We start from the raw sequence: 24,228 nt of genomic DNA on the forward strand, positions 1-24,228 counted from the left end.
CGAGGGGTACGGGTAACCCGGCCGAATACCCGGTGTGAGCGGCGAGTCCTCCTCGGCCTTTCTGTCCGCGCCCTGTTGGCACAGCGCCGGGCCGTGGTGTGCCGAGAGTGCGCGCCATCCCCACTTCAGTGCCCTGCCGCAAGGGCCCCGATCTGGCGTGAGATTCTGGTCTGCCATGTGGGCTTCCACGTGGGTGCGGCCGCCTTCGGCGTGCTGTACCGGAATCTGGGGGCGCTGGCCGGACTATGGCATCGGCACGGTGACCGGGGGGATTCACGGCAACGGACGGGGTAGTGGGTGAGTACTCCCTATGACCAGGGCGCGCGGACGGTAGGACCTCGTGCCGGCGACGGGCGGGTTCCGCCCGGCCGCGCCGTGCCCGGTCCGGGCGGCGGGAGGCCGGCCCCAGATGGCCGGCCGGCCGGAGCGGGTTCGCCCGGTGGGCCGCTCGCCGGCAGTGGCGCGGCCGGTGGGAGCACCGCCCCCGACCAGGACGCCGGCGGCTGGACCCCGGACCGCGGCGCCGCCGCGCGCCGCCGCGCGGCCACGACCCGCTCCGACGCGGACGGTGCGTCCGGTACGACCGGCCGCCGGGCGGCTGATCGGGGCGCCGGGCGTCCGCCGGGCCCGCGAGGTGCTTCCGGCGGTACGAGCGGTACCAGCGGTATGGGTGGTACCGGCGGCGCTGATCGGTCCGGGCCCGCCGAGACGGGGCGGTCCGCCGCGGGCGGCCCGGCCACCGGGCGAACCGGGGCCGGCCGGGCAGCCGGCGTCTCCGACCGCACCGGTTCGGGCCGGGGCGCACCCGAGCGCGGTGTCCCGGATCGCGGTGTCCCGGACCGTGGTCTCTCCGATCGTGGTTCCGCGGGGCGCGAGGCCTCGGGCCGTGGCGGCTCCGATCGCGGTGTCTCCGATCTCGGTGCCGCCAGCCGCGGTGTCTCCGATCGTGGTGCCGCCAGCCGTGGTGGCTCCGATCGTGGTGGCTCGGGCCGTCCCGGCGCCGGGCCCGTGGAGCCGGGCCGCACCGGATCCGACCGCCTTCCCGCCACCCGCGGTGACTCGGCCCGCATTGACGCTGCCCGCGGTGAGGCGACCCGCGGGGACTCCACCCGCGGCGCCACCCGCGGTGATTCAGCCGGCGGTGGCTTCCCACGCGGCGATGCCCGGGGCGACGCCCGGGGTGAGCTCGCTCGCGGCGACTCCGGCCGGGGTGCCGTCGGCCCCGGCCGCGGTGCCCCGGGCCAGCGCGAACCCGGGCGTGGCGAGCCTCGGCCCGGTGGCCCGGAGGGCCGTGGCCGGGCCGCGGCCCCGGACGCCGACCCGGCGGCCACCCGGACCCAGCGGCGGGCGGGCGGGCGCCCGCCCCGTCCCGTGGCGGGCCGGGCGGCCGCTGACCGGGCCGCGGCCCGGTCAGCGGCCGGAGTCGGCGCCGCCGAGGCGACCGGCCGGGACGGCCGGCTGACCGGCGCCACCACCCGGCTGCGGGCGTACCGCCCGGGCGGCGGGCGCGGGGCCGGGCCGGAGGAGCCCGCCGGCCGCACGAACGCCCTGTACGACACGGTCGACCAGGCTGCGCTGCGCCGCGTCGACGTACGCGAGCGCACCGCCGACGCGACCGTCTACCACAAGGTGGCGCCCGGCGACGGGCTCGACTCCTTCGGTGACGGGGACCGCACGGGCCTGCTCGACCGCACCGGCGGCGCGTCGCGCTCGGCCGGTACCCGGCTGGACGCGCTGGAGGGCGGCCGGCCCGGTGCAGGCCGGCCCGGTGCAGGCCGCACCGGTGCAGGCCGCCGGCCGGGTGGGCCGACCCGGCCAAGTGACCGGGAGCGGGGCAGGCGGCCCGGCGCGGGCGAGACCTCCGCAGCGCATGCGACCGGCGGTCGCGCGGGCGGCCGGGGCCGCGTCCGGCCGAACGCGGGCAAGCGTGGCCCCAGATGGTGGCGGAACCGGCCGCGATGGCTGCGCCGCCTGGTGCTCATCGGGATGACGTCCGGCGCGTTTCTGTTCGTCGCGGGCATCGCGGTGATCTACGCGGCGACCCGGGTGCCGCTGCCCGACGAGGTGAAGACCGACCAGACGTCGATCATCTCGTGGGCCGGCGCGGACGGAAAGCCCGGCGGCGAGCTCGCCCGAATCGGCGACGTGAACCGCACGGACGTCCCGCTCTCGCAGGTGTCGAAGGACGTCCAGCACGCCGTGCTGGCCGCCGAGAACGAGAACTTCTACAACGAGCCGGGTATCTCCCCGCGCGGTATCGCGCGGGCGCTGTGGGTGAACCTCAGCGGTGGTGAGATCGCCCAGGGTGGATCGACCATCACCCAGCAGTACGCGAAGAACGCCTATCTCACCCAGGAACGCACGTTCACCCGGAAGATGCGGGAGATCGTGCTCGCCATCAAGCTCGACCAGAAGTACTCCAAGGACCAGATCCTGGAGTTCTACCTGAACACGATCTATTTCGGGCGCCAGTCGTACGGCATCGAGGCGGCGGCGAAGACCTACTTCGGCAAGCCGGCCGCGGAGCTGACGGCGGGTGAGGGCGCGGTCATCGGGGGGCTCATCAGATCCCCGAACTATCTGGACCCGTTGGAGCATCCGGGGCCGGCCGAGGCCCGCTGGAAGGACGTCGTGGCGACGATGGTCGCCAAGGGCTGGGCGCCGGCGTCGCTGGCGACCGAGAAACCGCCGACGGTGCTGCCCTGGAACCAGAACACCAACAACTCCTCGGACCAGGTCCAGTACATCAAGCTCCAGGTCAAGAAGGAGCTGGACGCCGCCGGCATCACCGAGGACCAGATCAACCGCGGTGGGCTGCGTATCACCACGACCCTCGACCTGAACCGGCAGACCGCTGCCTTCCAGGCGGTGACCAGCCAGATCTCGGACGCGTATGCGGCCGTACCCGACCTGCGCACGGGGCTGGTGGCGATAAAACCGGGAACCGGTGAGGTGCTCGCCTGGTATGGGGGCTCCCTGTACGGCAAGGGCACGAACGGCCAGGAGCAGTACTTGGACAACGTCTCTGGCGCGGCGGTGCCACCCGGGTCGACGTTCAAGACGATCACCCTGGTAGCCGCGCTGGAGAACAACATCAGTCTCCGGTCGACGTACGAGGCTCCGTCACAGATCACCCTGGAAGGCGGCTACGTGGTCAACAACGACGAGAGCGAACCCGGCCACCTGGGCTGGCCCGACCTCGTCGAGGCGACCGCGGAGTCGATCAACACCGTGTACGTTCCGCTGGGCAACGACATCGGCGTCAACAAGATCATCCAGACGGCCCGCGACATGGGCGTTGACGCCGATCTCGACGACGTCGCCGGTGTCACCCTCGGCCAGGACAGCGTGACCGCGCTCGACATGGTCGAGGTCTACGGCACGCTGGCCAGCGGTGGCTACCGGGCCACCCCGCACATCGTCGCCAAGGTCGAGGACAACTCGGGCCGCATCATCATGGACGGCGCGACCATCAACGGGAAGCCAGTTGTCGACAAGGAGCCGACCGTTCCGCCGTCCGTGGCGCGGGACGCGACCTTCGCGCTGGAGAGCGTGATCGACCACGGCACCGGCAAGAGCGCCCGGCTGGCGAACAACCGGCCGGCGGCGGGGAAGACGGGCACCACCGACGACTTCCGGTCCGCCTGGTTCTGCGGGTACACACCGGAGATCTCCTCCTGCGTGAACATGTTCCGTGGCAAGGGTGAGGTGGCCGACCAGCTCCGGGGCATCCCCGGCGCCGAGCGGGGTGTGTACGGAGGCACCTACCCGGCGCAGATCTGGAAGGCCTTCATGGACGCGGCGCTGCAGGGCATCGCGCCGAAGCCGTTCGACCCCCCCGCCTACGGCGGCATCGTCACCCAGCGCAGCCCCGCGCCGGCGCCGACCCCGTCCGACCTGCCCACGCAGCCGCCGGTCGCGGGGACCGACGACTGGGACATCTTCGGCGACGACCAGAACGACAACGGCCAGAACGACGGCGGGCAGGCCGGCCAGACGGGTCAGACCGGTCAGACGGGGCAGCAGCCACGTCCGAGACAGACCCGTCCACCCACCGGCGGCGGCGGCGGGATCGTGGTCAATCCGTTCAACAACTGAGCGAGCCGAGAACTGAGCAGCGCCGCGGGTGCCCCTGGCACCCGCGGCGCTGTGTCGTCGGGAGGCCTCGTCACCGCGTGTACCAGAATGGCCGGCATGGCCACGACACCGGCGTCGCCCAACCGGACCAGCCCGGCGCGCACCGACCCGGTGGTCGCGGGCGCAAGTGAGCTCATCGGGGGCCCACCCGGGCGGCACGCCCTGCTCGGCGCGAGCCGGAGCTGGTGGACGCCGCTGCGCGTGCTGATGCTCCTGGTGACGCTGACCTGCGTGCTCGGCTACGCGCAGAAGTCCGGCTGCCGCGACACCCGCAACTGGACGGACGAGTACCAGTACACCCGGATGTGCTACTCCGACGTGGTGGCCCTCTACAGCCAGGAGGGCCTGGTCGACGGCAAGCTCCCCTACCTGGACTACCCGACCGAGTACCCGCCGGTGATCGGCGGCGCGATGCAGCTGGTCTCCTCACTTGCCGGCCTCGGCTCGGCCCCGGCCGCGGTGTTCCGCACCGACGAGGCGGGCGCCCAGGTCTTCGACCACTACTCGATGGACTCCCGCTCGGCGCTGTTCTACGACCTCACCGCGCTGCTGTTCCTGGTGGCGGCCTGCGTGGCGGTCTTCTGCACGGCGCTGACCATGGCGCCGTCCCGGATCTGGGACGCGGCGCTGCTGGCCCTGGCGCCGACGCTCGCGCTGCACCTGCTGACCAACTGGGATGTCCTCGCCGTGGCCTTCGCGGCCGGTGGGCTGCTGGCCTGGTCGCGGCGTGCCCCACGGCTGGCCGGCATCCTGTTCGGGCTGGGCGTGGTCACCAAGCTCTACCCGGCGCTGTTCCTGCTGGGGCTCGCGGTGCTCTGCCTGCGGACCGGCCGGATGCGGGAATGGGCACGCACCGCCGTCTACGCGGTGGGCGCCGCGGTCGCCGTGATGCTGCCCGTCTGGCTCACCGCCGGCTACTTCGACGGCACGACGAAGGTCAGCGACGGCATCTGGTCCACCTTCTGGGGCGGCGGCGACTGGGTCGCGCTGCTCGACGGCAAGCAGGCCGGCGGGCACAACGGCCTGCAACGCTTCTTCGAGCTCAACTCCGAGCGCGGCGCCGACTGGGACTCCCTCGCCTTCGCGACGACCTGGCTGGCCGGCAAGTACGACACCGGCTGGTTCGAGCCCCTGCACCTGGTCGTCCTCGCCATCGGGCTGACCGCCGCCGGCGCGGCCGCCGCGCTGGCGGTGCGGCGCTGGCCGTGGCTGCGCGCGCAGGTCATCGGCACCGCCGTCGCGTGCTGGCTGGTCCTGGCCGTGGCCACGCCGCTGGTCCTCGGTGCCGTGCGCGACCACGGCATCCCGGTCGGGACGCTGAACGTCCTGACCGCGGTCGGCCTCGTCCTGGCCGTGGTGGGCATCCTGGCGCTCGCCCTGCTGGCGCCGCGCCGACCACGGGTGCCCCAGGTGGTGCTCCTCCTGGTGATCGCCTTCCTGGTGACCAACAAGGTCTTCTCGCCGCAGTACACGATCTGGCTGCTGCCGCTGATGGCCCTGGCCCGGCCGCACTGGCGGCTGTTCCTGGTCTGGCAGGCCTGCGAGATCTGGGTGCTGTTCACCCGGTTCATGCACTTCATCTACAACGACACCTCCGGCGCCGACGGGATCGACCGGGGCTGGTTCGTCGGCGCCGTGGTGCTCCGTGACCTGATGCTCTGTGTGATCGCGGCCTTCGTGGTGCGCGAGATCCTCCGCCCCGAGCTGGACGTCGTCCGCGACGGCGGCATGGACGACCCGGCCGGCGGGATCCTCGACGGCGCCCCCGACGTGCGCGGCGGGCGCCTGGGCCTGCGGCTGCCGTCCCGGCCCTGGGGCCGCGCGGTGCCCGCCTCGGCACCGTTGTCCGGCACCGAGGCAGGCGCCGATCAGGACGAGCTTTCGTGGCCGGAGGGTCTCGCGGGCCCGGTGGGTGACGAGCCGCGCGTCGCGGCGCCGGAGACGTCAACCGCACCCCACTCCCCGCGGCCCGTCGACAGGCGGGAGCAGGGATGACGGCGGACGCTCCGGCCGAGTCGCACGCCGGGCGTCCCGTCGAGTCGGCCGGACACGCCGCTCCCGGTGGCAGCGATCCGGTGCGGCGGGTCTGGACCCGGCTGCCTGACGCCGTGCAGGCCTCGCTCCCGGTGTGGTTCGCCAGCCGGGTGGCGGTGATGATCGCGTCGTTGGCGGGGGCACGCGCCCTCTCGGACGGCCCGGCCGGCGACGCGCCCGGCCTCACCACACTCTGGGACCGCTGGGACGTCGGCCTGTTCACCAAGGTGGCCCGCTACGGCTACCTCTCGCCGTCCTACGCCGACCGGACGGAGGTCGACTTCCCAGGGCTGCCGCTGGCCATCCGCCTCGTCCACGTGGTCGTCCCGGACTGGATCGCCGCCGGACTGGTGGTCTCGTTCCTCGCCGGCACGCTCGCCGCCGCCGCGTTGTGGCGGCTGGCCGCCGACGAGGTCGGGCGGGAGGACGCGCGGTTCGCGGTCGTCGCGCTCGTCTGTTTTCCGTACGCGGTCTTCCTGTTCGCCGCGTACTCCGAAGGTGTCTTCCTGGGCTTCGCGGTGGCCTCCTGGCTCGCCGCGCGGCGTGACCGGTGGCTGCTCGCCGGCCTGCTGGGCGCCGGCGCCGCCTCGGCGCGGGTGACCGGTATCCCGTTCTGCGCCGCCCTGGTCGTGCAGTACGTGCTCGTGCGCCGCGCCGCGGGCCGCCCGCTCTTCGCCCCGCCGGCGCTGGCGCTCGCCCTGCCACCGCTGCCGATCATCGGGTACGTCCTCTACCTGCGCGCCCGGACCGGGCGGTGGGACACCTACACCGAGGCGATGCGCGCCGGCTGGAACCGCGGCGTCGACTGGCCGTGGCGGGGGTGGTCGCGGACGTGGGAGTCCGCGTTCGACGGGAGCGGGGCCTCGACGTTCGTCTGGTTCTGGCGCGGGGAGCTGCTCGCCGTCGTGATCGGCGTGCTGCTGACGGGCGTGCTGCTGTGGAGCAGGCGTTGGGGCGAGGCGACCTTCGTCGGCCTGATGACCGTCCTGATGAGCTTCTCGAACTACTACGCCTCGGGGATCCGCGGGATCCTGGTCGCCTTCCCGCTGTACCTGCTGCTGGCGCGGGTGGCCGCGCGCCGGCCGTGGGTCCGCGGCGCCTACGTCTGGCTCTGCGCACCGATCATGGTGGTCTTCGTCGTGGCCTTCACCCAGGGGAAATGGGTCGACTGACCTCGGGCGACCGCTCGCCGGGTGACCCCCTGCCGGGCGCCCATCCGACCACTCACCGCGAGCCGCCGGGACCGGCCGGCGACCCGCCGCGGCCCATCGGACGGCGGCGACACGACCATCGGGATCGGATGTCGGTCCGGGCGACCGGCGGATGCGCGAGGATAGGACGGTGGCGGCAGACGACGTACGGGTGGACGGGCCGGGGCCCTCGTCGCGGCAGCCGCCGGGCGTGACGGCGTCCGCCGCCGTGGCGGGCCTGCTGGCACTGGTGTTCCTCGCCCTCGCCCTCGCCGTGCCCGATCCGTCCCGGCACGCCCACGGGCTGCTGGTGGTCGTCGACCTGGTGGCTGTGGCCGGGGTCGGTGCGGTGTGGATCCGGGTGGTCCGCCTGGTCGGCCTCTCCGTGGACCGTCGCCGGGTCGAGTAATCTCGTCCAGACACACCGTGTGCCGACGTTTCAGCTCGCCCGTGGGGCGAACATCCGGCACCCGGTCCCTCCTGCCACGGATGATCCGTGGCCGCTAGAGTCCACAGGAGGTGGGTTCAGCCTTGCCACGCCACTATGAACTGATGGTGATCCTCGATTCCGAGCTCGAGGAGCGCACGGTCGCACCCTCGCTCGACCAGTACCTCAACGTCGTCCGTCAGGGCGGCGGAGTGGTCGAGAAGGTCGACGTGTGGGGCCGCCGCCGGCTCTCCTACGAGATCGCCAAGAGCTTCGAGGGCATCTACGCCGTCATCGACCTGCACACGGAGCCGGCCGTCGTCGCCGAGCTGGACCGCCAGCTCGTCCTCAACGAGTCCGTGATCCGTACCAAGGTGATCCGGCTGCCCGAGCCCAAGGCGCCACGGCCGAACCGCCGGGCGGCGGCGTGACGTGCTCTGCCCGGCCGGCGCTGCGCGCGCTGACGCGGGCCCCTCGACCGGAGGAGCGTGATCATGGCCGGTGAGACGGTGATCACGGTCGTCGGCAATCTGACGAACGACCCCGAACTGCGTTTCACGCCGAACGGCGCCGCGGTCGCGAGCTTCACGGTCGCGTCCACCCCGCGCACGCTCGACCGCGGAACGAACGAGTGGAAGGACGGCGAGGCGCTCTTTCTTCGCTGTTCCATCTGGCGGCAGGCTGCCGAGCACGTCGCCGAGTCCCTCACCAAGGGTGCGCGCGTCATCATTCAGGGGCGTCTCAAGCAGCGCTCCTTCGAGACCCGCGAGGGTGAGAAGCGGACGGTGATTGAACTGGACGTCGACGAGATCGGTCCTTCGCTGCGTTACGCGACCACGAAGGTCACCAAGGCGGCCCGCGGTGGCGGCTTCGGTGGTGGCCAGGGTGGCGGCGGCTTCGGCGGCGGCCAGGGTGGCCCCGGCGGCCCGAGCGGGCCTGGTGGCCCCGGTGGCCAGCCCGGCGGCGGCTACAACGGCGGATCCCCACAAGGCGGTGGCTCCGGCTATGCCGGCGGCGCCGTCGACGACCCGTGGTCACAGCCCGCGGGTGGTTACTCCGACGAGCCGCCGTTCTGAGCGGCCGGGTGTCATCTTCGCGCGACCGGAACTCGGGCGCAAAACGAGGTAGGAGCTCATCCATGGCCAAGGCGGCCGTGCGCAAGCCCAAGAAGAAGGTTTGCGTCTTCTGCAAGGACAAGGTCCACTACATCGACTACAAGGACACTTCCCTGCTCCGGAAGTTCATCTCCGACCGGGGGAAGATCCGCGCCCGCCGGGTGACCGGCAACTGCAGCCAGCACCAGCGTGACGTCGCGACCGCGGTGAAGAACAGCCGCGAGATGGCGCTGCTGCCGTACACCTCGACGGCCCGCTGAGGAGGATGACGATGAAGCTCGTCCTCACCCAGGAGGTCCCGGGGCTCGGCAGCCCGGGGGACATCGTCGACGTGGCCGACGGCTACGGCCGGAACTACCTGGTGCCGCGCCGGTACGCGATTCTCGCGACCCGCGGCGCCGAGCGTCAGGTCGCCCAGATCAAGCGGGCGCGTGACGCCCGGGCGGTCCGCGACCTCGACCACGCCAAGGAGATCGCCGGCCAGCTCTCCGGCCTGTCCGTCCGGCTGGTCAGCCGCGCGGGCAAGGAGGGCCGGCTGTTCGGCTCGGTCACGGCCGCCGACGTGGTGTCCGCGGTGACCGACGCCGGAGGCCCCGCGCTGGACCGGCGCCGGGTCGAGCTGAGTACCCCGATCAAGTCGCTCGGCTCGCACACCGTCGCCGTGCACCTGCACCCCGAGGTCAGCGCGAAGCTGACCGTCCAGGTCACCTCGGCCTGACTGCGGACGCAGGCCAGGGTCGCGCCGTTCGTGGCGCCACCCTGGCCTGCTCTTGTTGGCAGCGCTCGGGATCCGGGACCGAAGGTCCGAGAGCTGGGATCTTGGGATCCAGCTCTGAGATGTCGGGACTTGGGAACCCGGGTCCGAGGGATCGGGACCCGTTCTGGAGCAGGTCTCACAGACCTCACCCCCGCTGACGCCGGTTCCAGCACGACCGTGGCGGCTGAGTGAGTCCATGGACACGCTCATTCGCCACGCATCAGCCGGTGGCTTCCTGGCCGCTCGGAGCCCGGTGCTCCGGGGTTCGGCGGCTTGGCGCCCGGTGACTTACTCGGATGACGCGACCACATCCAGATCACGTCTGTTTCCGCACGTGAACGGGTGGTGACGCTGCGGCTCGGGCAAAATGATCGTGGGCATGTCGCGGGGAGATCAGATCCCCGGGCGATATAGCTCAAAATGATTAGTCAGACCGCGATCTCGGGGTTGCGTCAAAGATTTTTTTGTCCACAGGTGTCGTATCCCTGTAGTCCTTCTGGCGCTGCGGTTCCGGGCGCTCGCGGCGCCGTCATCCACAACGTCGCCGCCGCTCGTCCCGAGGCGTTCCCCAGAATCCCCCTCGTTACCAACAGGTTGTCCACAGGTGGGTGTGGATAACTTTTTGGAGCCTCCCCGTGGGGACCTCTACTGTCGAGCCCTCCACACTGGCCATGTATCCGTGGGAACGGGATAGTCCAGACGGGTGAGGTGGGCGTGATCTTCGGATCGGTGGGCGGGCGGTCGAGTTGACACCCTCCAAACTGTGGTCGAACATATGTTCGATAGTGTCGGTGGGATCGGGTTCGATGAAATCGGGGCCTGTGGGATCGGGGCCTGTGGGATCGGGTCGGGAGCTTCCGGCGCACGGCGCTGCTCCGATCGCCCGGTCGCGGCGGTGCGCAGGTGGGCCGGTCGACATCCGGGAGGGGGAGGCTTGAGCGTCGCCGACATCGCGCGCGGGCCTGGATCCGCGGTCGAGTTCGATCGCACCCCGCCCCACGATCTTCCTGCGGAGCAGAGCGTGCTGGGCGGCATGCTGCTCTCGAAGGACGCGATCGCGGACGTCGTCGAGGTCCTCCGTGCGAGCGACTTCTACCGGCCGGCGCACGCCACCGTCTACACCACGATCGGCGACCTCTACGGCCGTGGGGAGCCGGCCGACGTCATCAGCGTCGCGGCCGAGCTGGGCCGGCAGAACCTGCTGGAGCGGGTCGGCGGGCCGGCCTACATGCACACGCTGATCTCCAGCGTCCCGACCGCGGCGAACGCCGGCTACTACGCGCGCATCGTCGCGGAGAAGGCCGTGCTGCGCCGGCTGGCCGAGGCCGGCACGCGCATCGTGCAGCTCGCCTACGGCCCGGCGCCCGACGTCACCGATGTCGTCGACCGGGCCCAGGCGGCCGTCTACGAGGTGACCGAGCGGCGCACGAACGATGACTACACCCCGCTCGGCGAGTTGCTGAACCCGGCGCTGGAGGAGATCGAGGCGATCCAGGCCCACGACGGCGCCCTGACCGGGGTGCCGACGGGGTTCACCGACCTCGACGAGCTCACCAACGGCCTGCACGGCGGCCAGCTGTGGATCGTCGCGGCCCGGCCCGCGGTCGGCAAGTCGACCCTGGGCCTGGATTTCGCCCGCGCCGCGTCGATCAAGAACGGGATGACCTCGGTCGTCTTCTCGCTGGAGATGAGCCGCATGGAGATCACCATGCGGCTGCTCTCCGCCGAGGCCCGGGTGTCGCTGCAGAACATCCGCACCGGCCGGCTGACCGACGACGACTGGGGTCGGCTGGCCCGGCGGATGGGGGAGGTCGCCGAGGCACCGCTGTACATCGACGACAGCCCGCACCTGACGATGATGGAGATCCGGGCGAAGGCGCGGCGGCTCAAGCAGCGCAACGACCTGCGGCTGGTCATCCTCGACTACCTGCAGCTGATGTCCTCGCCGAAGAAGGTCGAGAGCCGCCAGCAGGAGGTCAGCGAGATCTCCCGGTCACTGAAGCTGCTCGCGAAGGAGCTGGAGGTCCCCGTCGTGGCCATCTCGCAGCTCAACCGGGCCTCCGAGCAGCGGGCCGACAAACGGCCCCAGGTCTCCGACCTGCGCGAGTCCGGCAGCCTCGAGCAGGACGCCGACGCGGTCATCCTGCTCTACCGGGAGGACACGGTGGAGAAGGAGTCCGCGCGGGCCGGCGAGGCCGATCTGATCATCGCCAAGCACCGTAACGGCCCCACGGGCACCGTCACGGTCGCCTTCCAGGGCCACTACTCCCGGTTCGTCGACATGGCCAACTGATCCACGCCGTGATCCGGTGGAAGGGCGGCCGCCCGCTGCGGTCGGGTCGACTGGCCCGATCGGACTGGTCGGCGGGCCGACCGGCCTGAAGAGCCGGCCCCGCGGTGACAGACTGGGCGACATGAGCGTTTCCGGTGTTCCCCCGCGCGACTCCGGGGTCGTCGAGGTCGCGCGGTTCGACGTGTTGCCAGGGTCCGAAGAGGAGTTCGCCGCGGCGTACCGAACCGTCCGGCACGAGCTGGTCGCCACGCCCGGGTGCCGCTCCGCCCGGATGACCAGGGGGGTCGAGTCCCCGTCCAGCTTCGTGCTCCTGGTCGACTGGGACAGCCTGGAAGCGCACACCGAGACCTTCCGCGGTTCCGACCGGTTCACCCGGTGGCGGGCGGCGCTCTCCCCGTTCTTCGCGGCCGCGCCGTCGGTGGAGCACGTCGTGGCGATCACAGACCCCGTCGCGCCGGCACCGGCGTCGGCGGACCGGCCGGCCAGCTCCTGAGCCCGCCGGCCGTCGCGCGCCTCCGCCGCCATGATGACCTTCATCGGGTACCTCTTTCTGGCGCCCCTCTCGGCCGCGTTCTTCGGCTTTCTGGTGTGGCTGCTGCCCGCGATCGCGATGCGCGACGTGATCGGCCGAATGCGGATCCGGCCGTTCACGTTCTTCGTGACCGGCTACATCTTCATCGGCCTGATGAGCTTCTACCTGCTGGTCTTCTACGAGGACCATGAGGTCGCCCCGTTCCTCGGAACGGTCGCGTCGCTGGGCCTGGTGTGGGCGGTCCGGCGGTGGTGGCGGTCGCGGCGCGGCTCCCGCACGGTCGCCGGGTTCAACCGGCTGACGGGCCCCCGGCGGCGCTCGGGAGCGCCCGCCAGCGGGCCCGGCATCCCCCACCCGGGCCAGTGGGGCGTCCAGCCGGGGCAGTACGGCGTCCAGCCTGGCCAGTGGGGGGTCCAGCCGGGGCAGTACGGCGTCCAGCCTGGTCCGCACGGCACCCACCCCGGCCAGTGGGGCGTCCAGCCTGGTCCGCACGGCGTCCAGCCCGGTGAGCACCCCGGTCCGTACGGCGGGCCCGGGTATCCGGGCGTGCCTGGGCAGACCACTCCGCCGGGATATCCGGCCCCGCCCGGCCAGGGGGGACATCCCGGCCATCCGGGGGCCGCGGCCACGGGCGGTCCGCCTGGGTCCGTCGGCCAGCCGCCCGCGGATGGTGTCCAGCCGGGGGGTCCTGGCTGGACGCCCGGCCAGGATGGCGAGCACCTGGATACGGCGGGCGCCGGCGAGCCACCCGCGCCGGGCAGGACCGGCCGGATCGCCGGCTATCCGCTCGCGGCGCCGCCGCCGGACTCGCCTTCCGGTCCGCCCGGATACCCGCCGCCGGAGCGCCCGGCACCCGGCGGACCGGCGGCGGCGACACCGGAGGCATCGGGTGGACCTGTGCCGAATCCACCGGCGCCAGGCTCATCAGCGCCAGGCTCGCAGGTGCCCGGTTCGCCGATGTCGGGTGGACCGGTGTCGGGTGGACCGGTGTCGGGTGGACCGGGCGCGGGCCCGCCGGCCTGGAGCGACGAGCCGGACATCGACCCGACCTGGCTGGAGTTCTTTGCCAGCGAGCCCGGCGGCCTGGGCACTGACGGTCCGGGCGCCGGTGGCCCGGGGGGAGGCGCCGGTCCGGCCGGTCCGGCGGGTGCGACCGGGCGAGGTGGTCCGGGCGGTCCGGTGGATTCCCCGGGACCCGTCGATCCCGAGGAGCCGGACGGGCCGACCTCCGGTCCTCCCGGCGACCGGAGGCCCTGACCTCCGAGAGCGTCGCGTGGTCGGTTCTCCGAGTGGTCTGCTCGGGCCGCCAGGTGACGTGGTCGGTTCTCCGGGTGGCGTGGCTGCCGGGTGGCGTGGTCGGGCGGGTGCGGGCGAGGCGTAGCCTGATCGGTGGCGAAGCCTCCGGATCGGAGCGCGCCCGCGTGCCGCCTGTCGACTCGGGAACACCCGCCGACTCGGGAGCATCGACGTCGGAGACACCGATATCGGGAACACCGACGTCCGCTTCGTCATACCGACGGCTGTTCGCCCGCCCGCGTCCGGCACCCCGACGCACCGCCCGTCTCCAGTGCCCCACAGCCCAGCTCAGAGGTCGAGATGCCCGCTCTGCGTTCCCGCACCACCACCCACGGTCGCAACATGGCCGGTGCCCGCGCCCTGTGGCGGGCGACCGGAATGACCGACGACGACTTCGGTAAGCCGATCGTCGCGATCGCGAACAGCTTCACGCAGTTCGTTCCCGGACACGTCCACCTGCGGGACGTCGGGAAGATCGTCGCGGACGCGGTGGTCGGGTCGGGCGGGGTGGCCAAGGAGTTCAACACGATCGCCGTCGACGACGGGATCGCGATGGGCCACGGCGGCATGCTGTACTCCCTGCCGTCCAGGGAGATCATCGCGGACAGCGTCGAGTACATGGTCAACGCCCACTGCGCCGACGCGCTGGTCTGCATCTCGAACTGCGACAAGATCACTCCGGGGATGCTGATCGCCGCGCTGCGGCTCGACATCCCGACCGTCTTCGTCTCCGGCGGCGCGATGGAGTCCGGTAACGCCGTCGTCACCGGCGGTATCGTGCGCTCACGGCTCGACCTGATCGACGCGATGACCGCGGCGGTCAACCCGAACGTCAGCGACGCCGACCTCGAGACCATCGAGCGGTCCGCCTGCCCGACCTGCGGGTCCTGCTCCGGCATGTTCACGGCCAACTCGATGAACTGCCTGACCGAGGCCCTCGGCCTGGCGTTGCCGGGCAACGGGACGACGCTGGCCACCGCGGCGGCCCGGCGTGGCCTGTTCGTCGAGGCCGGTCGCCTGGTCGTCGACCTGGCCCGCCGGTACTACGAGAAGGACGACGAGGCCGTCCTGCCGCGCTCGATCGCGACCGCGGCGGCCTTCCGTAACGCGTTCGCGGTGGACGTCGCGATGGGCGGCTCGACGAACACCGTCCTGCACCTGCTCGCCGCCGCGGTCGAGGCCGAGGTCGGGGTGACCCTCGACGACATCGACCAGGTCTCCCGCTCGGTGGCCTGCCTGTGCAAGGTGGCGCCCAGCTCGACCGACTACTACATGGAAGACGTCCACCGGGCCGGCGGGATCCCGGCGATCCTCGGTGAGCTCGACCGTGGCGGGCTGGTGGACCCGAACGTGCACAGCGTGCACGCGGCCAGCCTGCGCGAGTTCCTCGACCGCTGGGACGTCCGCGGCACCGACCCGGCTCCGGACGCGGTCGAGCTGTTCCACGCCGCGCCCGGCGGCGTGCGCACCGTCGAGCCGTTCGGCTCGACGAACCGCTGGGACACCCTCGACACCGACGCGAAGAGTGGCTGTATCCGCTCGGTGGAGCACGCCTACTCGGCCGACGGCGGCCTGGCCGTGCTGCGCGGCAACCTGGCCCCCGACGGCGCCGTGGTGAAGACGGCCGGCGTCGACGAGAGCCAGTGGACGTTCCGCGGGCCCGCGCTGGTCGTCGAGAGCCAGGAGGCCGCGGTCGACGCGATCCTGAACAAGGTCGTCAAGGCGGGCGACGTGATCATCGTCCGGTACGAGGGCCCCCGCGGTGGCCCCGGCATGCAGGAGATGCTCTACCCGACGGCGTTCCTCAAGGGCCGCGGCCTCGGGCCGAAGTGCGCGCTGATCACCGATGGCCGCTTCTCCGGTGGCAGCTCGGGCCTGTCGATCGGCCACGTCTCCCCGGAGGCGGCGCACGGTGGCCCGATCGCGCTCGTCCGGGACGGTGATCTCGTCGAGATCGACATCCCGCGGCGGCGGATCGACCTGCTGGTGTCGGACGCCGAGCTCGCCGCGCGGCGGGCCGAGATCGAGGCGAACGGCGGCTACCACCCGGCGAACAGGGAGCGTGTCGTGTCGGCCGCGCTGCGCGCCTACGCGGCCATGGCGACGTCCGCCTCGACCGGTGCCGCCCGTGACGTCCGGCTCATCACGGGATGAGATCTCGCTCGGTAGCTGAATCAATCGCGGTGTGTGTGCGAAGGTGGAGCCTGTTCGCTTGGCGCGACTCCAGGTAGTCGCCTGATCACCTAGTGATTGGGTGGGTGTGGGTGGTCGTGGCCGGGGCCGCGGGGGGCGCGACCGTTCCAGGAGATCCGCCTCGCCATGGCTCGTCACAGACGTTCGGACCGCCACTTCGCTCGCCGCGGCCGCTTCGCTCGCCGCGTCGGCCCAGCTCGTCCTGCCGACAGCGGGATGAGGTTTCCCGTGAATCCTCGCGTCCACCGGCGGTCGCGCTCGCGTTCGCACCCGGCCCGGCTGCTGCTGGCGGTGGTCGCCGTGACAATGGTCGGGCTGGGGACCCTCGGCCTGGTCGCGGGCGTGGACGGCTCCGGGGGGTCCGGATCGGGTGACGGGCCGGCCCGCCTCGGTGCGGCGGAGATCCCTACCGGCCTGGACGGATCATCCGGTCCGCTGGCGGCTTCCGGCACGGCCGGTTTCAGCACCGCTGCGCCAGGAGCCGCCTCGGGCGCCGCCGCCTCGGGTGCTGCCGGGGCGGACGCTGCGTCGGGTGCCGCTGGATCAGGTGGCGCTGCGCCTGGTGCTGCCGGGTCAGCTGTCGCGGGGGCGGGCGTCGGTCGGTCTGCCGCGGAGGGCCCGGGAACGGGGGAAGTGGGCTCGGCTCCAGCGGGGACCCTTCCGGAAGGGTCGGCGTCCGGCGGCCAGGAGGGGGCGACGTCCGGTCGTGTCCTGGCGGGTGGCTCGTCAGGCGGCTCGGTGCAGGGCACGGCAGGTGGCACGGAGCAGGGCACGGCGGGAGGTGGCCAGGCCACGGGCACCACGGGTGGGCGGGAGCCCCAGATCCCGGGATCAGGCGTGGCAGGCGCGGTGCCCGCGGCGCCGGGGGGCGCGGCCACCAGCACGCCCCAGCCCGCCGTCGAGCGGGCGATGACGCCCTCGAAGAGCGCCTCGACCAGCTCCGCACCGGTCTCCGGGGGCGATGACGGCGCGGGCCTGCTGTGGTCGGACGAGTTCGGCGGCGCGGCGGGCGCGGCCCCGGACCCGGACACCTGGATCACCCAGACCGGCTCCGGCTGGGGCGACCGGGAGATGCAGTGCTACACCCGCGACCCGCGGAACCTGGCGACCGACGGCCGCGGCCACCTCGTGATCACCGCGCGCAGGGAGCCGTCCTGCGACGGCGCGGGCTTCTCCTCCGCGCGAATCGAGACGCTCGGCAGGCGAACCATGCGCTACGGCTACCTGGAGACCCGGGCCGTGCTGCCTACCGGCCGCGGCGCCTTCCCGGCGGTGTGGCTCCTCGGCTCCGACATGCCGGCCGTCGGCTGGCCGGCGAGCGGCGAGCTGGACGTCGTCGAGGCGGTCTCGACGGCGCCCACGACCGTGCACACGAACGTCCACGGCGTGGACACCGCCGGCGCTCACTGGCAGGCCACCTGGGGCAACGGCGGGATGTACGACGCCGGGGCCGACCTCGCGGCGGCCTTCCACACCTACGGCCTGGAGTGGACGCCGTCCGCGCTGCGGTTCTACTTCGACGGCCGGCTCATCCGCACCGTCACCCGTGATCAGGTGCCGGTCTGGCTGTGGGACCGGGAGCACTACGTGATCCTCAACGTCGCGGTGAACTCGGAGGGCGCGAGTGCCTCGGCCGCTGACTACCCGCAGTGGATGGCGGTCGACTACCTGCGGGTCTACGTCGCCAAGCCGTGATACTCCGACTGCCCTGGCACCCCAGCCGCCCTGATGCCACCGCGCAGGCTCCGGCCGCCGCGCCTCGGCGCGGTCGGCCCGGTCGGATCAGGAGGGGACGGCCAGGGTCAGGGCGAAGTCGCCGTCCGGGTCCGTCCACTGGTGGCTGACGGAGAGTCCGGCCGCGGCCAGCTCGGCGGCGATCGAGTCGAGAGTGAACTTGGCGCTGATCTCGGTGCGCATCTGCTCGTCGGCGTCGAAGCGGGCGACCAGATTCAGGGCGCGGACCCCGACCTCCTGCTCGCGGACGCTGCGCAGGCGCATCTCGATCCAGGAGTTCTCCGCGTCCCAGGCGGCGACGTGGGCGAACCCGCGCAGGTCGAAGTCGGCCCCCAGCTCCCGGTTGATCACCGAGAGAACGTTGCGGTTGAAGGCGGCTGTCACGCCGGCGCTGTCGTCGTAGGCCGCGACGAGGCGTCGCGGGTCCTTCACCAGGTCGGCGCCGAGGAGCAGGGCGTCGCCGTCGGCGAACTGGTCGCTCAGGGCGCGCAGGAAGGCGGCGCGCGCCGCGGGCCGCAGGTTGCCGATGGTTCCGCCGAGGAAGGCCACAAGCCGCCGGTCGCTGCGGCCTTCACCGTGGCCGCCATCAGCACCGGCAGCGCCGGCGCCCGCCGCCGCGCCCGTGTCCGCGGCGGGCCGGGCGCCGGGGAGAAGGCCGAGGTGGCGCTCGAAATCCCCGACCACCGCGTGCACCGAGATTCCCGGATACGCCCGCAGGATGTCCTGTCCGGCCTGGAGCAGGGTCTCCTCGTCCACGTCGAAGGGGACGAAGCGGCGTAGCACCCCGGTGGCGCGCAGCGCGTCGAGGAGCAGGCGGGTCTTCTCCGAGGTGCCGGAGCCGAGCTCGATGAGGGTGCCGGCCGGGCAGACGGCGGCGATCTCGGCGGCGTGCGCGGTGAGCACCGCGTGCTCGCGGCGGGTCGGGTAGTACTCGGGCAGGCGGGTGATCCGGTCGAACAGCAGGCTGCCGGTGGCGTCGTAGAACCACTTGGGCGGCAGCTCACGAGGGCGGGAGGTCAGGCCGGCGCGCACGTCCGCGGCGAGCGAGGCGTGCCGTTCGGTGGCGGCGAGGTGGCGGTCCACGGTGATCTGCGGGGCCTGGTCCGTTCGGGCGGGTTCGTCGGGCCTGCCCGACGGGGCGGACCCGTTGGTGGCCGTGGCGGGATGCGGCTGCCTGCCGGGCACGGGAATCGTCTCCGGGGCGGTAGCCGGTGTCCTCGATGTCATCGTGGTGCCCTCCGTCTGCCTCGTACGACTCACCGTAGTCGTTCTAAGAGATCAAACTACTAAGAGTAACTTTGTGTGTGTCGGCCACCAGGAGATATTGGTCCGGTACGTCGACCCAACCGGATTCGTCATCATCTGGCTCACTGGCGACGACGATCCCGTCCACCTCCTCGCGGTAGCTGAGGGTGTCCCGCCAGGTGCTCGCCACGAGCTGCGTGCCGTCGGTCACCAGCAGGTTCAGCCGGGACGGCGTCCCGTCCGGCTCGCGCAGCCCGCCCAGCGTCAGGACGACGTCCGCCACGGCCCGCGGCAGTGGCAACCGGGACGCGCTCTCCCACAGCAGGGCGGCCACGATGGCCGAGTCGCAGCGGGAGTCCGGCACCGGCGCGCCGGGCCGGGCCGCCAGCTCCCGCAGCGCGCCGTCGGCGGCCACCCGCCCGTTGTGGCTCAGCAGCAGCCGGCCTTCGGCGAAGGGGGCGGTCGCGGTCTCCTCGACGGGCATCCCGACGGTGGCGCTGCGCACCGCGGCAAGCACACATCCCGAGGTCACGGCGCCGGCGAACGAGCTGTAGGAGGCGTCCGTCCACATCGGCACCGCGCGCCGGTAGCGGGCGGGTTCGGGGCGCAGGCCGGGCGCGTACCAGCCGACACCGAAGCCGTCGGCGTTGACGCTCCCGTGCCGCATCCGGCGGGGCGCCCACGACTGGCGCAGCAGGCTGGACGGCCGGTCGAGGGTCAGCTCCGCGAGCGTGCGCGGGGCACCGAGCCAGGCCAGGTGACGGCACACGGGCAGGCGTGACCTTTCTGCGCGCGGGACTCGGCGCCGTGCCCCCGGCGGGGTCAGGGGGTGTCGGCGTCGCGGGCGAGCCGGAACCCGGCGAAGATCTGCCGTCGGATCGGAAAGTCCCAGTTGCGGAACGTGGAGCGGACGGCGCTGGGATCGGTCGCCCAGGAGCCGCCGCGCAGCACCCGGAACCGGGCCGGGGCCGCATCGCGAGGATAGAAGACCTCGCTGTACTCCCGGTACGGGAACGACGCGAAGCCCGGATAAGGGGTGAACCCGCCGCCGGTCCATTCCCAGACGTCCCCGATCATCTGTTCGGCGCCGTACGGGCTCGCGCCGGCCGGCCTGCCGCCCACCGGTGCGGGCCGCGCAGTGCGGTGCCCCAGGTTCGCAAGCTCGGGAGTCGGGTCGGTGTCGCCCCATGGATACCGTCGTGAACGCCCGGTGACGGGGTCGTGCGCACACGCCTTCTCCCACTCGGCCTCCGTGGGCAGCCGTCGTCCGGCCCAGCGGGCGTGGGCCTCGGCTTCATACCAGCACACGTGCTGCACGGGCTCGTCGAGAGGCACCGGTTCGACCCGCCCGAATCGGCGGCGTGTCCAGACGTCGCCGTCGCGTGACCAGAAAAGCGGCGCCGTCAGGCCCTCCTGGCAGCGCCACGCCCAGCCCTCGGCGGACCAGAGCCGCTCGTCGGCGTAGCCGCCGTCCGCGATGAACGCCAGGTGGGCCCGGTTGGTGACCGGGTAGCGGCCGAGGCGGAAGGCGGGCAGGAACACCCGGTGCGCCGGCCGCTCGTTGTCGTACGCCCACGGCTCGGTCGACGTGCCCATGGTGAACTCGCCGGCCGGCACCAGGACCTCGGCCGCCTCGTCCACCGGCCCGGCCGGGGACGGCGGCGCCGGCCGCGGGTCGGCCAGGACGGGCGGGCCCGCGCGCAGCTGCAGCGTCGCGAGCATCGTCTCGTCGTGCTGGTGCTCGTGCTGGATCACCATGCCGTAGACGAACGACCCCGACAGCAGCCGGGCACGCCGGTGGACGGCCGCGCCGCCGTCCCGCTCACCGTTCCCGTTCGCGGCCCCGTTCCTGCTCTCGGCCCCGTTCTCGTTCCCGTTCGCGGCCTCGGGTCCGGCGGCCTCGCCGGCCGTCTCCGGGGCGTGCAGCAGGTCGGGGTCCAGCCCGGTCAGGACGTCCATCGCCCGCCCGCGGACGTCCCGCAGGTACGCGCGGGCCTCGTCCGGGCCGAGCAGCGGCAGCGCGGTCCGGCTGGCCCGGCTGTGCCGGAAGGCGTCGTAGACGTCGTCCAGGCCGGGGCGCAGCTCGGCCGCGCCGGTCAGGGCGCGCAGCAGCCAGATCTCCTCGTAGTTGCCGATGTGCGCGAGATCCCAGACCAGCGGTGACATCAGTGGCGAGTGCTGGCGCAGGAGGTCGTCCTCGGTGAGGTCGGTGTAGGCGAGCGACCGGTCCCGGGCCGCCGCCAACCCCGCCGCCAGCGCCTCCGCGTCGAGGGCAGGAGCGGCCGTCGGGCCGGCAGGGGCTGCCGGGTCGGGAGCGCCGGCCCGGCCGGTGGCGGCCGCCACCGCGGCGGCGGGGCCACGGGTGGTGGTCGGGTCGCCGGTCAAGGGACTGGAACGCACTGGGACGCCTCCTCGCGCAGCAGCTCAGCCGGCCCGCGCGCCTCGAAACGCGCGTTCAGGTCGTCGGCCGGGGAGCGCCCCCGCCGCGTGTAACGGTTGGCGAATGCCTCCACCGCGGCCCGCAGCCCGGGATCGGCGTCCGTCCGGGCGAGCGCGTCCAGGGCCAGGTCGACGCACCGCACCGCCGCACGGTGCAGTGCCGGGTCCCGCAGGCCGAGCTGGGCCGCCAGCCGCCCCTGCCGGGTGACCGGGAGGCACGCGGCGAGCGCGGCCCGGGCGGCGGCCGGCTCGTCGAGGAGCACCGCCGGCACGGCGACGGCCACCGGCCACAGGTCGGACGGCTGAGCGTCCAGGTAACGCAGCTCCAGCCAGCCACGTGGCCGGACGGGCGGGAACAGCGTCGTCGCGTGCCAGCCGAGGTCCTGGGCGGTCGGGGGGCGTGCCACCGGCCCCGCCCCGGCCATCCAGTCCCCGAAGGTCGTCCGGTTCCGGACCGGCTGGTACCGCCCGTCCGGCTCGCCGACCATCATGAGGTCCGCGTCGTGCAGGTAGCGGGCCCAGAGCCAGGCCGGCTGGGCGTCTCCGGTGGGCGGCGCGCCGGGGGCGTCGCCGCGCCCGCCCAGGCCCGCCTGGGCGAGCCACGCCGTCGCCGGCGCCGCCGGGTCGGGCAGGACCGGCCCGGTGCGGCTCGCGTCGATACCGGCCCAGACCGCCTGGCGACCCGACTGCCAGGAGATCTGCCGGCCGTGGGCCAGCGGCGACGCGGCGAACATGGCGATCAGTACCGGCTCGAGCGCGTGCGCGAGCCGGAAACGCTCGACGGCCTGCGCCGTGTCCGTGCCGATGTCCAGGTTGACCTGGACGGAGGCGGTCGAGCACATCATCGTCCGGCCGTCGTCGCAGTCCCGGGCCAGGAAGTGCTGCTCCATGGCCACGTACCGGGAGGCGGTGGTGTGGCGGACGGGCGTCCGCAGCGGGTCGACACCCATGCCGACCAGGCCGAGCCTGCGCCGGGCGAGGGCGCCGCGGACGAGCGTGAGGTCGGCGCGCATCGCGTCCACGGCGGCGGTCAGGTCCAGCGGAAGGCCCGAGAGCTCGAGCTGGCCGCCCGGCTCGAAGGTGAGCCGGCTGCCGCCGGGAAGCCGCGGGGCCGAGTCGGTGCCCGGCGGGCCGCCGTCGCGGGCCTGGCCGTTCTCCCGGCCTCGGTCCGGTTGCCGGCCCTGGTCAGCGGGGGCGAGGACGCTCTCCAACGCCGCGGCGGTCTCGTCCGCGGGGACGGGCCGGCGCGGGTTCGCGACGTCGACGACGAACCACTCGGTCTCGATGCCGACCCGGTTCGTCGTGGCCGCGCCCGGAGCCGGTGAGCCCGGGGCGGCGGGGGTCACGTCCCGGGCGGCGAGGCGCAGGAGATCGTCGAAGGTGGCGATGGGAGTCGCGGCTCCAACCACGGTTGGAGCCGCAGTAGGAACAGTGGTCTCTGTGTGATCTGCTGTGTGATCTGTCCCGCTGATCAACTCGGGTCGAGCGGCCGGTGCCTCCTCGCCGGTCGTGCCCCGTCGTCGGCGTCCAGAAGCCTCAGGTGTCACGCAGGGTGGCATCGAGTGGCTCCTCTCTCGGCGCCTCGATCCTCAGAAGGCGCCTGTCGTGAGGGCGTTCTCCCCACGGCGGCGGCCCGGCTACCCCTCGTGGGGCCGCCGTGGGCTGATGCCCACCCGACACAACCCGTGGTGATGGCTTCCACTTCCCCAAAGGTGGGACATGGGACCTCCGTGATTCTTCCGGTTATTCCACGCTTCAGGGCTGTTGTGGTTGTGAATTGGATGGAAGTGTGACTCTGATGGGGGAGATTCCCGGTAGCGCGCGGTGACCAGGGCACGGCAGACTCGCAGTCACCCCCCTGCGGTCCGCCGAAGCGCGGCGGCGATATAGACCTGACGGGAGGTGGTGACCGCGGACACGTCCGATCGCGTGTCGGCCGGTAGGTCGGCCATGGCCGAATACCTGCGCCGAAGACAGTTGTACGCCGCCGAACGCGGCGACAGATCACGACGGGTGATGATCACTGCGGCGGCGGGCGCCATCGGTGCCGCAGTGCTCGTGGGGCTCGTGTGCGGTGCCGCCGGGCTCGCGGGCGGGACGGTCGCGCAGGTCGCGGTGCTCACCGGGCTGGCCGTGCTCGGTGTCCTGGCCGCCCGGCACTACCGCGTGCCGCCGGAGATCGAGGCCTGGCGGGTGGACGCGGAGGCCGAGCGTCGTACCGCCCGCTCGCTGGACCGCCTCACCCGCGCGGGCTACACCGTCCTGCACGACCGCCAGCTTGCCGACTCGGCGGGCAACATCGACCACCTGGTCATCGGGCCGTCAGGCGCCTGGGTGGTGGAGACCGACGCCCACCGCGGGCCGATCCGGCAGAACGCGGCCGGGGTGTGGGCGGGCAAGGTGCCGCTGCGCGCCATGCTCGGCCTGGTCGCCTGGATGGGCGAGGAGGCCACCGGCCAACTCGTCGCCGAGCTCCCCTCCGGATGGCAGCTCGAGGCACAGTCGGTCGTCGCCTTCGCCCGTACCGAGGTGCCGAACGGCCTGGCCCTGGTCGACGGCGTGCTGCTGCTGCCGATGGCCGGAGTCGCCGACTACATCCTCTCGGCCGGGGTGGTGCTGCGCCCGATCGATGTGGCGATGCTGGTCGACGTCGCCGAGCGGGTGTTCCCTCGCTACGAGGTCGCCGGGCCGCCCCCGTCATGGCCGACCCGCTCGCGGCTGCGCGGCCTGCTGCGCCGGTAACGGCGCCAGGCCTCTGGCGCGGCGCGCCGGGCTCACCCGGTCGCGCCGCGACCGGGTCTGCCCGGGCCCTTCGGCTGGCGCGTCGAGCCGGGTT

Annotated in this window: 18 protein-coding genes; 14 read left to right on the forward strand and 4 right to left on the reverse strand. The window is 73.0% G+C overall.

The features are described from left to right. Positions 1–297 precede the first annotated feature (297 nt). The 13 genes from E0504_RS28205 to E0504_RS52310 all read left to right on the forward strand — a co-directional run bounded on the left by E0504_RS28205 (position 298) and on the right by E0504_RS52310 (position 17,669). On the forward strand, positions 298–4,098 hold the full coding sequence (locus E0504_RS28205) for a transglycosylase domain-containing protein (RefSeq protein WP_112108079.1): 3,801 nt from the start codon (positions 298–300) through the stop codon (positions 4,096–4,098). 87 nt (positions 4,099–4,185) lie between these two features. Further along, entirely contained in the window at positions 4,186–6,132 is a 1,947-nt protein-coding gene (locus E0504_RS28210) for a glycosyltransferase family 87 protein (protein WP_131626111.1), read from the forward strand. Continuing rightward, positions 6,129–7,343 carry a glycosyltransferase family 39 protein gene (locus E0504_RS28215; protein WP_071064994.1) on the forward strand — a complete coding sequence of 405 codons (1,215 nt, stop codon included), beginning with the start codon at positions 6,129–6,131 and terminating at the stop codon, positions 7,341–7,343. Before E0504_RS28210 ends, E0504_RS28215 begins: the two co-directional genes overlap by 4 nt. Before the next feature lie 169 nt (positions 7,344–7,512). Beyond that, positions 7,513–7,770, forward strand: a complete 258-nt coding sequence (locus tag E0504_RS28220; protein ID WP_131626112.1) for a hypothetical protein — start codon at positions 7,513–7,515, stop codon at positions 7,768–7,770. 122 nt (positions 7,771–7,892) lie between these two features. After that, on the forward strand, positions 7,893–8,219 hold the full coding sequence (gene rpsF / locus E0504_RS28225) for a 30S ribosomal protein S6 (protein ID WP_020464685.1): 327 nt from the start codon (positions 7,893–7,895) through the stop codon (positions 8,217–8,219). A gap of 63 nt (positions 8,220–8,282) precedes the next feature. Beyond that, positions 8,283–8,864 carry a single-stranded DNA-binding protein gene (locus E0504_RS28230; protein ID WP_112108089.1) on the forward strand — a complete coding sequence of 194 codons (582 nt, stop codon included), beginning with the start codon at positions 8,283–8,285 and terminating at the stop codon, positions 8,862–8,864. A 62-nt stretch (positions 8,865–8,926) separates the two neighbouring features. Then, on the forward strand, positions 8,927–9,163 hold the full coding sequence (rpsR, locus tag E0504_RS28235) for a 30S ribosomal protein S18 (RefSeq protein ID WP_006543269.1): 237 nt from the start codon (positions 8,927–8,929) through the stop codon (positions 9,161–9,163). Positions 9,164–9,174: 11 nt separating this feature from the next. Next, positions 9,175–9,621, forward strand: coding sequence for a 50S ribosomal protein L9 (gene rplI / locus E0504_RS28240; RefSeq protein WP_020464683.1), 447 nt, complete (start codon positions 9,175–9,177; stop codon positions 9,619–9,621). A 973-nt stretch (positions 9,622–10,594) separates the two neighbouring features. Beyond that, positions 10,595–11,953, forward strand: a complete 1,359-nt coding sequence (gene dnaB, locus E0504_RS28245) for a replicative DNA helicase (protein WP_020464682.1) — start codon at positions 10,595–10,597, stop codon at positions 11,951–11,953. A 121-nt stretch (positions 11,954–12,074) separates the two neighbouring features. After that, on the forward strand, positions 12,075–12,446 hold the full coding sequence (locus E0504_RS28250; RefSeq protein WP_020464681.1) for an antibiotic biosynthesis monooxygenase: 372 nt from the start codon (positions 12,075–12,077) through the stop codon (positions 12,444–12,446). A 30-nt stretch (positions 12,447–12,476) separates the two neighbouring features. Then, complete coding sequence (locus E0504_RS28255; protein ID WP_112108082.1) at positions 12,477–13,742, forward strand: hypothetical protein; 1,266 nt, start codon at positions 12,477–12,479, stop codon at positions 13,740–13,742. Between the two features lie 339 nt (positions 13,743–14,081). Beyond that, complete coding sequence (gene ilvD, locus E0504_RS28260; protein ID WP_112108083.1) at positions 14,082–15,935, forward strand: dihydroxy-acid dehydratase; 1,854 nt, start codon at positions 14,082–14,084, stop codon at positions 15,933–15,935. Positions 15,936–16,202: 267 nt separating this feature from the next. Next, on the forward strand, positions 16,203–17,669 hold the full coding sequence (locus E0504_RS52310; RefSeq protein ID WP_243657651.1) for a family 16 glycosylhydrolase: 1,467 nt from the start codon (positions 16,203–16,205) through the stop codon (positions 17,667–17,669). An 87-nt stretch (positions 17,670–17,756) separates the two neighbouring features. On the opposite strand, the gene E0504_RS28270 is transcribed toward E0504_RS52310, so the two are convergent. Genes E0504_RS28270 through egtA form a run of 4 tightly spaced genes read right to left on the reverse strand, consistent with a single transcriptional unit; the run spans position 17,757 to position 22,738 of the window. Continuing rightward, a complete protein-coding gene (locus E0504_RS28270) occupies positions 17,757–18,935 on the reverse strand; it encodes an L-histidine N(alpha)-methyltransferase (protein ID WP_112104884.1) in 1,179 nt (392 codons plus the stop codon). A gap of 43 nt (positions 18,936–18,978) precedes the next feature. Beyond that, positions 18,979–19,722 (reverse strand): ergothioneine biosynthesis protein EgtC, encoded by a 744-nt coding sequence (gene egtC, locus E0504_RS28275; protein ID WP_112104885.1) that lies wholly within the window; start codon positions 19,720–19,722, stop codon positions 18,979–18,981. 53 nt (positions 19,723–19,775) lie between these two features. Further along, complete coding sequence (locus E0504_RS28280) at positions 19,776–21,353, reverse strand: ergothioneine biosynthesis protein EgtB (RefSeq protein ID WP_373693943.1); 1,578 nt, start codon at positions 21,351–21,353, stop codon at positions 19,776–19,778. Further along, positions 21,335–22,738: an ergothioneine biosynthesis glutamate--cysteine ligase EgtA gene (egtA, locus tag E0504_RS28285; protein WP_112104892.1), complete on the reverse strand. Its 1,404-nt coding sequence runs from the start codon at positions 22,736–22,738 to the stop codon at positions 21,335–21,337. The genes E0504_RS28280 and egtA overlap by 19 nt, the downstream gene beginning before the upstream one ends. Before the next feature lie 604 nt (positions 22,739–23,342). Between egtA and E0504_RS28290 the strand changes: the two genes are divergently transcribed. After that, the gene (locus E0504_RS28290) at positions 23,343–24,134 is read left to right on the forward strand and encodes a nuclease-related domain-containing protein (protein ID WP_020464673.1); all 792 of its coding nucleotides are present in this window, start codon (positions 23,343–23,345) and stop codon (positions 24,132–24,134) included. The last annotated feature ends 94 nt before the right edge of the window (positions 24,135–24,228 follow it).

Source organism: Parafrankia sp. BMG5.11, assembly GCF_004337455.1.

Excerpts from the sequence above, each read along its gene's own strand:
- E0504_RS28210 (WP_131626111.1), top strand. The coding sequence starts at position 4,186 with ATGGCCGGCATGGCCACGACACCGGCGTCGCCCAACCGGACCAGCCCG.
- E0504_RS28215 (WP_071064994.1), top strand. The coding sequence starts at position 6,129 with ATGACGGCGGACGCTCCGGCCGAGTCGCACGCCGGGCGTCCCGTCGAG.
- E0504_RS28230 (WP_112108089.1), top strand. The coding sequence starts at position 8,283 with ATGGCCGGTGAGACGGTGATCACGGTCGTCGGCAATCTGACGAACGAC.
- rpsR (WP_006543269.1), top strand. The coding sequence starts at position 8,927 with ATGGCCAAGGCGGCCGTGCGCAAGCCCAAGAAGAAGGTTTGCGTCTTC.
- rplI (WP_020464683.1), top strand. The coding sequence starts at position 9,175 with ATGAAGCTCGTCCTCACCCAGGAGGTCCCGGGGCTCGGCAGCCCGGGG.
- E0504_RS28250 (WP_020464681.1), top strand. The coding sequence starts at position 12,075 with ATGAGCGTTTCCGGTGTTCCCCCGCGCGACTCCGGGGTCGTCGAGGTC.
- E0504_RS28255 (WP_112108082.1), top strand. The coding sequence starts at position 12,477 with ATGATGACCTTCATCGGGTACCTCTTTCTGGCGCCCCTCTCGGCCGCG.
- ilvD (WP_112108083.1), top strand. The coding sequence starts at position 14,082 with ATGCCCGCTCTGCGTTCCCGCACCACCACCCACGGTCGCAACATGGCC.
- E0504_RS28270 (WP_112104884.1), bottom strand. The coding sequence starts at position 18,935 with ATGACATCGAGGACACCGGCTACCGCCCCGGAGACGATTCCCGTGCCC.
- E0504_RS28290 (WP_020464673.1), top strand. The coding sequence starts at position 23,343 with ATGGCCGAATACCTGCGCCGAAGACAGTTGTACGCCGCCGAACGCGGC.